This is a genomic window from Bradyrhizobium sp. HKCCYLS1011 (genome assembly GCF_051167795.1).
In the GTDB taxonomy this organism is placed as follows: Bacteria; Pseudomonadota; Alphaproteobacteria; order Rhizobiales; family Xanthobacteraceae; genus Bradyrhizobium.
The window spans coordinates 58,244-70,780 of the sequence record NZ_JBNPTT010000005.1; the positions used below are offsets into that span (position 1 = coordinate 58,244).

Below are 12,537 nucleotides of genomic sequence, written 5' to 3' on the forward strand. Positions count from 1 at the left end.
TCAGCGATAGTGCAGGGCGATGAGCTCGGCCACGCAGGCCGGGCGCTGTCCGCCCTCGATCTCGATCACCATGTGATAGTTGACCCGCAATCCCTCAGGGGGGACATCCTCGGCCTCTGCGATCGTGATACGGCCCCTGATCCGCGATCCCGCCGGAACGGGCGAAAGATAGCGGATGCGGTCGGCGCCATAATTCAGGGTGTTGCGCAGGCCCTTCAGCCCCATCACCGAGCGGATGAACATTGGCGCCAGGCTGAGCGACAACAAGCCGTGCGCGATAGTCCGGCCGCCCGGCAATTCACGCTTGGCTCGCTCCTGGTCGACATGGATCCATTGCTCGTCGCATGTCGCCTCCGCGAAGCGATTGATGCGATCCTGGGTGATCTCCACCCATTCGCTTGCGCCGATTTCCTTGCCGACAGCCGCTTTTATGTCATCGAATCCGTCGAATATTTTCATGACACGTCGCTCGTGTTTGCCTCGGTTTTTGATTGAGCATGATCTTTTTCGGAAAGCCGCTTCACACTCTTCCGGATCATGCTCTAGATTTTCATTTCCGGGACTTCGGTCGGGATCATCAGGTCTGCCTCGGTGACGGCCAGCACTTCCGCCACGCGGACACCGGGTGCGGTCTCGAGCAGCGTGATGCGTCCGCCGGGGAAGCCGATGACGGCGAGATCGGTGACGACGAGATCGACCGGTCGAGACGAGGTCAGTGGCAGGTTGCACTTCCGGACGATCTTCGACTTGCCTTTCGCGGCGTGCTGCATGGCAACGATGACCCGCTTGGCGCCGGCGACAAGATCCATGGCTCCGCCCATGCCGGGCACCATCTTGCCTGGGATCATCCAGTTGGCGAGATGACCGTCAGCGTCGACCTGCAGCCCACCCAGCACCGTCATGTCGACATGTCCGCCGCGGATCAAGCCGAAGGACATTGCGCTGTCAAATGTCGATGCTCCCGGAAGCGCGCTGATCGGGCGGCCTCCGGCGTCGGTCAAGAGCGGATGGGCCATGCCCTGTTCCGGAATCGGCCCTGTGCCGATCAAGCCGTTCTCGGATTGAAAGAACACGTTCAGTCCGGCCGGAACGTAGTTGGCAACAAGGGTCGGAATGCCGATGCCGAGATTGACCAGATATCCCGAACGAAGTTCGAGCGCGACACGGCGAGCGATCAGCGTTTGTGGGTCCATGATCTTATCCGTTCGCTACGAGGTAATCGACCAAGGGCGCGGGTGTTGCGACGTGATCCGGAGCGATCACGCCGACCGGCACCACGTGCTCGGCGGTGACGATCACGGTGTCGGCCGCCATCGCCATCACGGGATTGAAATTGCGCGCGGTCAGCGCATAGGTGAGGTTGCCAAGATAGTCCGCCAGGAAGGCATGGATCAGCGCGAAGTCGGATCGAAGCGCGGTCTCGAGCAGGTAGGTCTTGCCGTTGAGCTTGATCTGTTGCTTGCCTTCTTCGACCATGGTGCCGACGCCGGTCGGGGTCAGCACGCCGCCGAGCCCGCAGCCGCCGGCACGGATCCGCTCGACCAGCGTCCCCTGGGGGACGAGGTCGACCGACACCTGCTTGGCCATCATCTGCTGTTGGACCTTCGGATTGAGGCCGATGTGGCTGGCTGTCAGCGTTGAGACGAGTGCGGCGTCGAACAGTTTTCCGACCCCGCGACCGGGCACAGCGCCGTCGTTGCAGATCAGGGTCAATTCCGTCTTGTGTTGTCGGACCAGCTCGTCGAGCAGGCGCTCCGGCGTACCGACGCCCATGAAACCTCCGACCATCACAGATGCGCCGTTCGGGATCATGGCGACGGCTTCTTCCAAAGAGATGGGTTTCATGCGGCGGCTCCGATCAAAACTTGCCGTTGCGATGTCCGGTAGAGTGGCAACCGAAGGCGGGCGTTTCCTTTGATCTGTATCAATGGTCCCTATCTCGCATCCGGCGAGACAAGGCTGTCTGCTCAGGCCGATGCTTCGCTGGCCACTCCGATGCTTGCGAGCACCTCCCGCCAGAGCCTGCGGACCTGCGCATGCCGCCTGTCGACAGCGGCCCCGACAGCGTCCCGCATGGAGACGAACTCGGGGCTTTTCAGGAACAGGATTTGCGCCTGGATCAGCCGTCCGCTTTCGAACTCGGTTCTCCGGAGCGCCTCTGCGAAAGCGTCGTCGCGCGGCGTGCCATCAGGAAGCACCGCAGCCGGCCGGATAGCGCCGTGGATCGCATGGCCCAGGGCGGCAAGGTCGATGATCCAGCCTTGGGTTTGATCCGGAATGTTCGGGACGGGAGTGATGAGCCAAGCGGCTTCCCAGGACGGACAGAGAGCCAGCAGCTCGAGGTCCGGCACCCAGCGCGTGGCTTGGAGCATGAGCGACACGATCTCCGTTTCGCGAAAGAGCTGTGCGTTCAGTTCGGCGAGCCAGCTTCGCTCCGACGGCATTGCCAAGGCCAGCGTTAGCTGCCGCATCAGAGCGCCGTGCGCCGAGATCAGAAACGCCCCGACGCGTGTCTGCTGCTTCGGAGGCACGCGGCCCGATATGTCCAGCGGCCCCAGGAAGCAGCTCATGTCGCCGCCCCGCGCACAGGGATCGCTCGAAGATGGTCATATCCATCGGGGAATGGCTCGAGCGGACCGCCGGCCTCATCGGGTGCGATCCAGATCGACCGGTTGCCGATCCATTGTTCGGCGAGCACCTGCTCGGCAAATCTGGAGAGCAGGTCGACCGTCAATTGCGGCTTCTCCAGCGTAAACGCGTGATAGGCGCGCGGAATAATGATCAGTCCGCTGTTGGGGATCTCGATGCGCAGCGTTTCATGCAAAGCGCGAGGCGTGAGGAAATCGAATTCGCCGTTCAGGATCATGGTGGGGACGGTAATGGAGGAGAGCTGCGGCGTCAGCGGTTTGAAGTCGAGGAATGACTCCATCAGATTCTGCAGCGCATAAACATCGTTGGTGAGCCAGCCTTGCCGCTTGATCTTGTCGAGATTGGTCAGCTGCGGTCCCAGCCACGCATCGGACAGATTCATCGGCAGCAGCAGATCCTGCAGGTAGCTCGTGCCGCCGAGGATCAAGCCGGTGCGCAACGCATTGCCGAGAAGAAGCAGTTGCGGCGAGAGCTCCGCGAAACAGCTCATCGGCACGAGTCCGGCCAGCCTGTCGCTATGAGCGATGGCATATCGCAACGCAATGAGCCCGCCGAAACTGATGCCGCACAGGAAGACGGGCCCGCGGCCGAGCTCCTCGATCAGCAGCCGCAGAACCGCGACCTGATCATCCTGGCCAATGAACAGACCCGGCTTGTCGGAAATGCCCTGGCCCAGCAGGTCGAAGGTTGCAACGCGAAAGCCCTTCGCGGCCAGGGCGCCGCCATAGCTGTCCCACAGCTCGGCATATTGCGTCAGGCCGTTCACGAACACATAGGCGGGCGCATCGGCCGGGCCGGCCAACGCATAGCGTATCCGATAGGAGCCATAGTCCAGAAATGGCACGAGGTCAGCCCGCTGATGTAGTCGCCAGCCAAGCTCAACTCGCGCGCGTTTGGACCTTTGAGATAGATCAAGGGTCGGCTGACGACGCTTCCTAGCTTTTGGCGCAAGTGACAGTTTCGTTGCTGGGAGAGACGCCATGACACGTTGCTTCGCGAGCCTGATCGTACTGCTGCTGACGATATCATCGGCACTGGCAGATCCGCCGTTCACCCGACGGTCCTCGCAACAGCAACACGATGCCCTGAAGAAATATTACGAGATACCCAACTTCAAACTGGGCGGCCGCTATGATCTTGCTAACCCCGCAAGCTGGGAGTTCGGCGGCGAAGGCGGCAAGACGCTGGAGTCCCTTGGTGCCGGCAAGCTGCGGACGGCCTACATCGCCGTCGGCACGCCGCGTCGCAACGATGCTGGCGAAATCACCAACGCCGTCATCGTGAACTCGTACTATTCCGGTGATTCCACGGATATGTACGAACAGTGGTTCAAGGGCACCGCCCTCTCGGGGACCGATCCCGTCATCGGCCCGGGGCGTCCGATCGATACCGACCGCTACTATGTCGTGTTCGTGGATCCGATCGGCACGTGGGGTGATAGCAAACCCTCCGACGGTCTCGGCATCAAATTCCCGCAGTACAGCTACTTCGATATGGTGCAGGCCAACTATCGGATGCTGCGCGACCACCTCAAGGTCTCACACGCCGCGCTGGCACTCGGTGTCTCCATGGGGGGCACGCAGACCTATGTGTGGGGCGTCATGCATCCGGAGTTCGTCAGCGCGCTGATGCCAATCGGCGGCACCACGCAATCTGATGCGGAGGATCCGGTCGGCAACTGGACCTTCCAGCTGATGACCGCTGCGATCGAGTCCGATCCGGTCTGGCAGTCGACCAAGGGCGATTATTACAATCTGCCGAAGGAGAAGCATCCTGCCGCCGGCGTGGCATTCGGCTGGTCCGTGCTTGGATTGACCGGTTATGACTTCGCCTTCCGCTCATCACAGAGCTTCGCTTCTGTTCAGCCCGAAGTGTTCTATTGGAATCCGCCGAACGAGAAGGCCGGCAGCAGCGTCACCAACCGTGCCAAGCTCTACGATGCGGTCGATCTGGTGTGGCGAAACAAGGTCGGCGAGGGGCACAACATCAATGACGATCTGTGGCGGATCAGCTCCCGCACGCTCGTCATGCACATCACGAACGACAATTGGCTGAACTTCAAGCTGGCCGAGCGCGCGGTTGAACGCATTCCGGGCGCCGATCTGATCGCCGAAGAAAGTCCTGTGGCGCATTACGGCGTGTTCTCGATCGTCAACCATCGCAAGAACGATCCGAAGTTCGTCTCGTTCATGCAGGACGTCGACAGACTCGATAAGGCGCAGAAATATGTCGACAAGAATTATCGCGTCCCCGGCGTGGCGTCCAATATCGACCCGAAGAAGTCGTTCTGGAAGGACTACGTGACCTATCCCTATCCGGTCAAATATGCCGATGTGAAGGACGGCACCGGCACGACCTGGCAGATCGGCTATATGGACGAGTATGCTGGCGACAAGCCGGACCCGCAGGTCCTGGTGATCATCCACGGCAAAGGCGCGTTCGCCGGTCACTACGGGAATGTCATGCAATATGCCTTGCGCAGTGGCTTCCGCGTGATCGCGCCGGATCTGCCGCACTATGGTATGTCCGGACCTGGCAACCTCGACAAGAGTCCGGCCCGCACGATGCAGGACATGCGTGATGTCGTGCACGAGCTCGTCGTCAATCAACTCGGAGTCAAGCGTGCGGCCTATCTCGGCCATTCGCTCGGCGGCCAGCTCGTGATGGGTTATGCCTTGTCCTGGCCGGAAGCGGTGCAGGACCTCATCCTCGAGGCGCCAGCGGGGCTTGAAGAGTACCCGCGCGACGTTGTCATCGCCCCCGGCAAGGCCGCCGCGCTGTTCGATCCGTCATTTGCGCGCGATTTCACGAAGTGGAAGGCCGCGTGGGATCAGACCGGCGCGCTGGCGTCGGAGATGGGACGTACCGAGCAGGGCGTGCGCGACTTCTTCTACTTCAAGAAGCGCGACCCCGTGACCGGCGCCGTATCACGGAGCCAAAGCGGCTACTTCATGAATGACAGCGAATACGCCCGCTTCCACACCGATCAGCGCATCGGGCTGATCAAAGGCAATCCCAAGGAGCTCGAGCAATGGGCCAACGTCTTCATCTTCGACATCTATGCGATGGTGGCGGAGCTGCAGAAGGACGATCCCAAAAATCTGTATGACCGGCTGACCGGCATCAAGGCGCCGATCTTCCTGGCCTTCGGTGACAAGGAGCCGTTCATTCCGGGGACCTCGCTCAACGGGCTCAAGGATCTCGGCCGCGACATCATCAATCCCTTCATGATGCGGATGAGCGAAGTCGGCAATCGGCCGGTTCTGAAGATCTATCCGGACACCGGACATTTCATCCACACCGACAATCCGGTGGAGTTTGCGGCTGATGTCGTCGACTTCATCACGCTCGGCAGGGTCGAGCCCTCGCCGGTTGCTGTGGACCGACTGATCAACGGGGCAACCACGGTGGGGATAGCTGTTGCGCCAACCCCTCCGGGACCGTCCCCGACGGCAGGCCTCAACAAATAGGTGTGTCCATATGCCGCGGGTGAAGGCCGGGGAGGTTCAGCTGGGATGGCGTGCCTGGGGTGAGGGCGATGTGATCGTCGTCTTCATCCATGGCAACCTCGCCTGCAAGGACTGGATCGAGCTCGCCACGCCGCTGTTCCCGGAAGGCGTGCGTGTGATCGGGATCGACTGGCGCGGCTGCGGTGAAAGCGACCGGCCGCCGGCAGCACCCGACTTCTCCAACTATTCCATGCGCCAGCATGCGCTCGACATGCTGGCGGCCCTCGATGCTCTGGAGCTGTCCTATTGCCATCTTGCGACCCACTCGACCGGCGGGATCATCGCGGCGCGGATGCTTCTGATGCAGCCGCAGCGGTTCGGCCGGGTGTTTGCGCTCGATCCGGTGACGCCGCTTGGAATGGCCTTCAATGCCGAACAGATCGAACTCTTCCGGTCGATGATGCTCAGCCATGACGTGGCGCGCGCGGTCATGGCGACCGCGGCTGTGACGCTCTTCACCCCCGAAAGCATGGCGCCCGGCACGATGCCTCGCTATCGCGAAGGCCTGGGTGAATTGCAGCCGTTCTATGAACGGATGCTGGAACAGACCTTTGGCGTTGCCGAGGGCATTTGGCTCGGCACGCCGTTCAATCTGAACCTGGAAAAAGAGAGTGGCGAACTGGAGCAGCAGATGCGGCACATCACGCATCCGCATCTGGTGCTCTGGGGCGACAGAGACGGCTGGATTCCGTCCACGGACCTAAAGGCGATGGCCGCCGCGATGCCGGACTGCCGGGTGGTGACTGTGCCCGGTATCGGGCATTCGATGATCCTGGAGATGCCGGCACTCTATGCAGGTTACTTCGGAGCCTGGTTCGGAGGTCTAAGGTTCCGGCCTTGACCGCGCATAGCGACAGGCTCGCGGTCCACGAGGAGCTTGAATGCTCATCCAGCTGTTGGTCGGCCTGGCAATCAGTGCAGTCTGCATCGTCATACATGCATTCTTGACCGTCGGTGCGGTGAAGATTGCCCGCGCAGCCGTCACCTTGAATGCATCCTATCGTGCACTTCACCTGGCTACGGTCATGACGGCAACCGCGTTCGTGCTGATGCTCGCCCACATGGTCGAGATCTTTGTCTGGTCCGTCGGCTACGTTCTGACCAAAGTGGCGCCGGAGGGCGCCAGCCTGGTCTACTTCGCTTTCGTCAATTACACGACATTGGGCTATGGCGACGTGGTACCGCGGCCCGAATGGCGGCTGCTCGGACCGATGACGGCGATGAATGGAATATTGATGTTCGGCTGGTCGACCGCCCTCATCTTCCAGGTGTTGCTGAAGACGATTGATCGGCAACAATCGCCGCCCCCGCAGTCGGTTGGATCGTCTGCGGGCTGATTGATCAACGTTTGGCTGCCTCAGGTTCCCCGAGCAACGCGATTGGCCGATGAGTTGATCCAGGCCGCCGGGCCCTAAAGGTCCAGTTGTGCCAGCGCAACCCGGTCCAGAAGTACGATCTGCCGTTGCGTTTGGCCGAGGAACTCGAGAATCCCCTGGGCGTGGAGCTGAGAGAGGGCGCGGGATACCGTCTCGAGCGTCAATCCAAGATAGTCGGCAATATCTCGCCGGCTCATCGGAAGCGCCATCACTTCCGCAGCCTGCAGCCGTCGATCCATTTCGAGCAGGAATGCTGCGACGCGCTCCAGCGACGTCTTCCGACCCAACAGCAACATATGATCCTCAGCATGCTGCAGATTGCTGGTCGTCATGTTCAGGAGATCTCGGGCGACGATGGCGTCTTTCTCCGCGACTTGCTCGAGACTTTCGCGCTTCATCAGCCGCACGGTCGTATCGATGATGGCCTCGGCGGTAAATCGGTGTGATGCACAATTCTCAAGCCCGAATATGTCACCCACCATATGGAATGCGCCGATCTGGCGGCGGCCGTCGGAGAGCAGTTTGTAGCTGCGAACCGCACCGTCCACGACCTGATAAACATAGTCCGCCGGTTCGGCTTCCCCGTAAATTTCCGTACCGCGACGATACCTGAACTCGCTGGCAGCGACCTGAGAGCGGGAAAGGCCGCCAAGCACGCCGCTGAACCGGGCCTGCTGGGGCCGCCGGGCGTTCACGTTGACAAACATGGAATGGTCTCCCTGTCTGACCAAAGTTTCTGCATCGGGCGCTGGTCACGAAGGTCAGCCTAGGACCTGGCGGCGCGGCCGGGCTATTGGACCGGGAGGCATTGTCCCTAGGGACAATACGGATCGGGCCCCTTCGTCCTCGAGGCCATTGTCCTCGAGGACGAGGACGTCTCCTCAAAATTGCATCAAATCGTGCGGATCGCATATTGCTCGCTTGTGTCGTGTGCGAGTACACGCAGATATTGCGCACGATCGGTCCGATGCTAGGATGGATCGCAGAAAACAGGCTCGGCGCCTTGGGCATGCTGTTGCGGATCAGCGCTCTTACCGTCTGGATCGCGTTGTTAGTTCCGGCCGATCTGCTGGCAAGTGACACCCCTGTCCGCGCCAGCTCGATCTCGGATTGGTCCGAGCTGCGTCCCAGCTTTTATCGAGACCTCCTGTTAGCTCCGCGCGAAGTTGTTGATGCGGAGACTGTGCGCGGTTTGTTTCGAGTGATCTATCGGGAATTTGCGGCTGAAATTGCCGTAGCGTTCGTCGGCCTGGTTGGTTTGAGCGACATGTCGATGCAGATCGTCCAACGGGGCGTCCATGCGTCAAGCATTTCGACTGATGACGCAGCGAGCCTCGGTGAAAGCAGCCGGCTGGACGGCTACGGATGGCCGTCTCTGCTCGTTGCTGCGACGATCATTGTTCAAGCCGGGCTGATCTGGATCTTGATCCTGGAGCGACGAAGACGAAATCTTGCTGAATTCGAATCGCGCCGACGTCTCTCTCAGCTCGCGCATGTGCATCGGCAGGCCATTGCGGGTCAGTTGTCGTCGGCGATCGCGCACGAGATCAACCAGCCGCTTGGCTCGATCCTGACGAACGCGGAAACCGCCGAATTGATCCTCAATTCGGAAAAGCCGGACTTGAGCGAGGTCAAGCAGATACTTGCGGACATCAGGCACGATGATCAGCGCGCGAGCCAAGTCATTCTTCACATGCGCAGTCTGCTGAAGCGGACGCCATTCGAGTTGAAGCGACAGGATATGAACCTTATCGTGCACGACGCCTTCGAGCTGATGAAACCCCAAGCCGCGGCCAGAAATGTCGCGCTCTATTTCCAGGCCCATAGCACGCCGCTTTGGGTCGAAGGTGATGCGATCCAGCTTCAACAGGTCATTATCAATCTCATCGCCAATGCGATGGATGCTATGGCGGATATGCCATTCGGACGCGCGATCGTTGGCAGGGCGGAGATCAGCGAGGAGGACGCGTTGGTCTCGGTCGTCGATTTTGGTCCGGGGATTCCTAAAGAGAGGATAGCGGGTATTTTTGAGCCGTTTGTTAGTACAAGAGAGCAAGGCATGGGAATCGGGCTTTCGATTGCCCGTACCATTGTGCTTTCGCACAAAGGGAGGATCTGGGCTAACAACCAGGAGCAAGGCGGCGCAGTCTTCTTCCTGGCCTTGCCGTTGGCAAAATAGGAGGGGATGTGCCGGGTACAATCCACATTGTCGACGACGACGCATCATTCCGGACGGCGCTGGAGCGCCGCCTCAAGAAGGCCGGATATGCGGTCACGATCTATCCTTCGGCGCAGCAGTTGCTCGACTGCCTGCCGGACGAAAATGCGCCGGGTTGCATTCTCCTCGACGTCTGCATCCCCGGCATCAGCGGCCCCGAGCTGCAGGAGCGCCTGGTCAAACGGGGGTTCAGGTTACCGATTCTATTCTTGACGGGACACCCGGACCTTCGAACGACGGTCAAGACAATCAAGGCAGGCGCGGAAGATTTTCTGACCAAACCGATCAGTTCGACAAGGCTGCTCGAAGCAATCGAACAAGCCATCGCGCGTCATGAAGCAACGCGCCCGATGAGGCTGGAGCTCGAAGCGCTCCAGGATCATCTCGACAAGCTCACCCCGCGCGAGGAACAGGTCTTCGAGCTCGTGGTGCAAGGCAAAATGAACAAGCAGATCGCGGAACGATTGGGGGCGGCCGTACGCACCATCAAGGCGCATCGTCAGAAGGTCATGGCGAAGATGGGCGTTCGTTCTCTTGCTGAGCTCGTATCGATTGCTCAGCGCTTAGGTGTTCTAAGACCACCATCCCAACAATAGCAGCGCGTAAAATGAACCTAATTTGGGTAGTTGGGATGCCACCAGAAACCTATTCTTCAGGTTGGCAAATAACTTATAAGGAGAGTACTTTACGTTAGTGCCGACGGTTCAGCTACGGTGTAGTGAATTCGTTGGTCGGAATATGTGGGATTTCGCCGTGTCGTCTCGGAAACTCGTTCTGGTCGTTGATGACGATCCGGGCACCCTCAAGGGCCTGGGGCGGCTACTGAAGCAGTATGGCTACGACAGCGAGCTCTTTGCGTCCGCCAAGGCGTTTGAGCTCCATGGCGATTTTGGCCCCGCTGTTTGTATCGTCCTGGATGTCCAGCTGCAGGGTGAATCCGGGATCGACCTGCGGCTCCGTTTGTCCGCGGCAGGTGTCGGGCTGCCTGTGATCTACATTACCGCCAACGACAACGACGCTGTGAGAATAGCTGCGCTGGAGTCGGGCTGCATCGCGTATCTCACAAAGCCATTTCCCGCGCGCGCGCTGATCGAACCGATCGAGCGCGCGGCCGCCGCAATGTTGTAGGGCGGCAAGCGTCCGGTTCGGATCGCTATTCCTCGATATCCTGTTCGTAAATCCGGCTAGGGGCGCTGTGCCGGACGCCGGCAAACTGGGCGAGCGGCATATCAGTGCTGACTGTGAGCAGATTGGAATCGACCACTTCCAATGTGAGGGTCTGGCCATTTTCCATAGCTCGCAGCAGCGTTGGATCCGCCGGCTTGCCAGCGATGCACAGGTTGGTCAGGCACCAGACGAAGGGGATACGATAGTCTGACTGATGAGCGATGCTGAGCTTGACGCCGGCAGGGAGATAGAGGCCGACAGGAAGAAAGAGCTGCAGCCTCGCCGTGGGCTCTCCTTCGCGTTCTATCAGGTCGGCGCGGACGGCCGACTGTCCAGTTTGCCAAGTCCCGCCGAGCGTGGTCCTGCAAACCATCTTAGCATCACTCGGCTGGAAACAGACCTTACGCCACTCGCCATAACGTATGTCGCGGATCGTGGACCGCTGACCGCGTGGCTCCGAGTCCGACGCTGAGGGCTTCGCGTCCTTGTCCGCGCTCGAAGATTGAGCCAGCGCCGTCGCCCAAAGCGCGAGCAGCATCAGGAGGCTGAGCAGGAACGGCACAAGGGCGCCGGAGCGCGGGGGGGACTGTGGCGTCAGGTTGGTCATGGCGTCCTCACGCAGCGCGATTACCGATGTTGATCGAGAAATTGAACAACCAAGGGAGCCCACAGCGGGATTGCATCCGGGGAGCCGATCAGGAAATGGCCGTCATTGCCGTACGGCGGCAACATCCGGTATTCGGCGCGGCCGCCGCCAGCGGTGTAGGCGTCGTGCATCCGCTTGGTCAGCTCGGGCCCGAAGAACGTGTCGTTCTCAGCATAGATCCAGAGCATCGGGGTACGCGCGGTCCGGCCGAAATCGGCCGCCGCCTCGACCAGCTTCTCAGGAGCACAGTTGTTGTTGGGCTTGCCACCGACCCGGCCACCACGTCCGGCTGCAAAGGTGATAATGGCCTTGACCGAGGGCGGGTTGACGCTCGATAGCGCGATGGCGCCCCAGCCGCCTGCCGATTGTCCGACCACGATCGCATCATCGGCCAAAGCCAGACCTTCCTTGGCCATGTATTCGATGATCCAGCCCTCGAGCAGCGCAGCAGCAAGGCCGGCGTCGTGGAAGTTTGGATTGTCGCAGCTGCCAACCTTGGAGAAGAAGACGCCGAACAATCCTTTGTCCGGCACGTCGAGCGCTGCGGCTCCGTAGCCGGACCCGATAGGGGCCACGACCAGATAGCCCTGCCTAGCGAACCACATCGCAGCATCTCTGAACTCGACCAGCGGGAAGAAGCCGCGCTCACGCGCATCGAGCGCGACGCCGTGATTCATGACAGCGAGCGGAAACGGCCCCTTTCCGACAGGACGAACCACATAGGCCAATGTCGGATGCACTATCGGGAGCGCCCAGATCTCTTCCTGAATTGGACGCGCATCGGGACTGTCAGCCCCTGACACGCTACGCGACGGGGCGGATGCGAGCAGCGCGATTAGCAACACGGATGACGCGAGAGAGCGGAACATGTGGGGCGTCCGATCCGGCCGCCGAGGTCTGGGACGCAGCGCCTCAGTGGCACGCATGAATGCAGACTCGGCAGCTGGCGTCGATGATGCTTGATCTAGATCA

Annotated in this window: 14 protein-coding genes; 6 read left to right on the forward strand and 8 right to left on the reverse strand. The window is 60.6% G+C overall.

Translation table 11 applies throughout. The features are described from left to right. From ACQR1W_RS17260 to ACQR1W_RS17280, 5 genes are all read right to left on the reverse strand, one after another. The gene (locus ACQR1W_RS17260) at positions 1 to 459 is read right to left on the reverse strand and encodes a MaoC family dehydratase (protein WP_434851915.1); all 459 of its coding nucleotides are present in this window, start codon (positions 457 to 459) and stop codon (positions 1 to 3) included. 83 nt (positions 460 to 542) lie between these two features. Then, on the reverse strand, positions 543 to 1,193 hold the full coding sequence (locus ACQR1W_RS17265; RefSeq protein ID WP_008972847.1) for a 3-oxoacid CoA-transferase subunit B: 651 nt from the start codon (positions 1,191 to 1,193) through the stop codon (positions 543 to 545). 4 nt (positions 1,194 to 1,197) lie between these two features. After that, positions 1,198 to 1,845: a CoA transferase subunit A gene (locus ACQR1W_RS17270; RefSeq protein ID WP_434851916.1), complete on the reverse strand. Its 648-nt coding sequence runs from the start codon at positions 1,843 to 1,845 to the stop codon at positions 1,198 to 1,200. Between the two features lie 122 nt (positions 1,846 to 1,967). Beyond that, entirely contained in the window at positions 1,968 to 2,570 is a 603-nt protein-coding gene (locus tag ACQR1W_RS17275) for a hypothetical protein (protein WP_434851917.1), read from the reverse strand. Further along, positions 2,567 to 3,493, reverse strand: a complete 927-nt coding sequence (locus ACQR1W_RS17280) for an alpha/beta fold hydrolase (protein WP_434851918.1) — start codon at positions 3,491 to 3,493, stop codon at positions 2,567 to 2,569. The genes ACQR1W_RS17275 and ACQR1W_RS17280 overlap by 4 nt, the downstream gene beginning before the upstream one ends. A 136-nt stretch (positions 3,494 to 3,629) precedes the next feature. Between ACQR1W_RS17280 and ACQR1W_RS17285 the strand changes: the two genes are divergently transcribed. Genes ACQR1W_RS17285 through ACQR1W_RS17295 form a run of 3 tightly spaced genes read left to right on the forward strand, consistent with a single transcriptional unit; the run spans position 3,630 to position 7,495 of the window. Continuing rightward, entirely contained in the window at positions 3,630 to 6,119 is a 2,490-nt protein-coding gene (locus ACQR1W_RS17285) for an alpha/beta hydrolase (protein WP_434851919.1), read from the forward strand. Next, positions 6,070 to 6,999 (forward strand): alpha/beta fold hydrolase, encoded by a 930-nt coding sequence (locus ACQR1W_RS17290; protein ID WP_434851920.1) that lies wholly within the window; start codon positions 6,070 to 6,072, stop codon positions 6,997 to 6,999. The genes ACQR1W_RS17285 and ACQR1W_RS17290 overlap by 50 nt, the downstream gene beginning before the upstream one ends. A 40-nt stretch (positions 7,000 to 7,039) precedes the next feature. Further along, the gene (locus ACQR1W_RS17295; protein WP_434851921.1) at positions 7,040 to 7,495 is read left to right on the forward strand and encodes a potassium channel family protein; all 456 of its coding nucleotides are present in this window, start codon (positions 7,040 to 7,042) and stop codon (positions 7,493 to 7,495) included. A 74-nt stretch (positions 7,496 to 7,569) separates the two neighbouring features. On the opposite strand, the gene ACQR1W_RS17300 is transcribed toward ACQR1W_RS17295, so the two are convergent. After that, positions 7,570 to 8,241, reverse strand: coding sequence for a helix-turn-helix domain-containing protein (locus ACQR1W_RS17300; RefSeq protein ID WP_434851922.1), 672 nt, complete (start codon positions 8,239 to 8,241; stop codon positions 7,570 to 7,572). 260 nt (positions 8,242 to 8,501) lie between these two features. Here ACQR1W_RS17300 and ACQR1W_RS17305 point away from each other — a divergent pair, with 260 nt between their 5' ends. The 3 genes from ACQR1W_RS17305 (at position 8,502) to ACQR1W_RS17315 (ending at position 10,880) form a co-directional block, all read left to right on the forward strand. Next, on the forward strand, positions 8,502 to 9,713 hold the full coding sequence (locus ACQR1W_RS17305) for a sensor histidine kinase (protein WP_434851923.1): 1,212 nt from the start codon (positions 8,502 to 8,504) through the stop codon (positions 9,711 to 9,713). A gap of 8 nt (positions 9,714 to 9,721) precedes the next feature. Continuing rightward, positions 9,722 to 10,348 carry a response regulator transcription factor gene (locus ACQR1W_RS17310; protein ID WP_434851924.1) on the forward strand — a complete coding sequence of 209 codons (627 nt, stop codon included), beginning with the start codon at positions 9,722 to 9,724 and terminating at the stop codon, positions 10,346 to 10,348. A 157-nt stretch (positions 10,349 to 10,505) separates the two neighbouring features. Next, positions 10,506 to 10,880 carry a response regulator transcription factor gene (locus ACQR1W_RS17315; protein ID WP_434851925.1) on the forward strand — a complete coding sequence of 125 codons (375 nt, stop codon included), beginning with the start codon at positions 10,506 to 10,508 and terminating at the stop codon, positions 10,878 to 10,880. 25 nt (positions 10,881 to 10,905) lie between these two features. On the opposite strand, the gene ACQR1W_RS17320 is transcribed toward ACQR1W_RS17315, so the two are convergent. Both ACQR1W_RS17320 and ACQR1W_RS17325 read right to left on the reverse strand, forming a co-directional pair. Further along, positions 10,906 to 11,526 carry an invasion associated locus B family protein gene (locus ACQR1W_RS17320; RefSeq protein WP_434851926.1) on the reverse strand — a complete coding sequence of 207 codons (621 nt, stop codon included), beginning with the start codon at positions 11,524 to 11,526 and terminating at the stop codon, positions 10,906 to 10,908. A gap of 20 nt (positions 11,527 to 11,546) precedes the next feature. Continuing rightward, entirely contained in the window at positions 11,547 to 12,434 is an 888-nt protein-coding gene (locus ACQR1W_RS17325) for an alpha/beta hydrolase family protein (RefSeq protein ID WP_434851927.1), read from the reverse strand. Between the last annotated feature and the right edge of the window lie 103 nt (positions 12,435 to 12,537).

Excerpts from the sequence above, each read along its gene's own strand:
- ACQR1W_RS17260 (WP_434851915.1), bottom strand. The coding sequence starts at position 459 with ATGAAAATATTCGACGGATTCGATGACATAAAAGCGGCTGTCGGCAAG.
- ACQR1W_RS17265 (WP_008972847.1), bottom strand. The coding sequence starts at position 1,193 with ATGGACCCACAAACGCTGATCGCTCGCCGTGTCGCGCTCGAACTTCGT.
- ACQR1W_RS17270 (WP_434851916.1), bottom strand. The coding sequence starts at position 1,845 with ATGAAACCCATCTCTTTGGAAGAAGCCGTCGCCATGATCCCGAACGGC.
- ACQR1W_RS17275 (WP_434851917.1), bottom strand. The coding sequence starts at position 2,570 with ATGAGCTGCTTCCTGGGGCCGCTGGACATATCGGGCCGCGTGCCTCCG.
- ACQR1W_RS17285 (WP_434851919.1), top strand. The coding sequence starts at position 3,630 with ATGACACGTTGCTTCGCGAGCCTGATCGTACTGCTGCTGACGATATCA.
- ACQR1W_RS17295 (WP_434851921.1), top strand. The coding sequence starts at position 7,040 with ATGCTCATCCAGCTGTTGGTCGGCCTGGCAATCAGTGCAGTCTGCATC.
- ACQR1W_RS17300 (WP_434851922.1), bottom strand. The coding sequence starts at position 8,241 with ATGTTTGTCAACGTGAACGCCCGGCGGCCCCAGCAGGCCCGGTTCAGC.
- ACQR1W_RS17305 (WP_434851923.1), top strand. The coding sequence starts at position 8,502 with ATGCTAGGATGGATCGCAGAAAACAGGCTCGGCGCCTTGGGCATGCTG.
- ACQR1W_RS17320 (WP_434851926.1), bottom strand. The coding sequence starts at position 11,526 with ATGACCAACCTGACGCCACAGTCCCCCCCGCGCTCCGGCGCCCTTGTG.
- ACQR1W_RS17325 (WP_434851927.1), bottom strand. The coding sequence starts at position 12,434 with ATGTTCCGCTCTCTCGCGTCATCCGTGTTGCTAATCGCGCTGCTCGCA.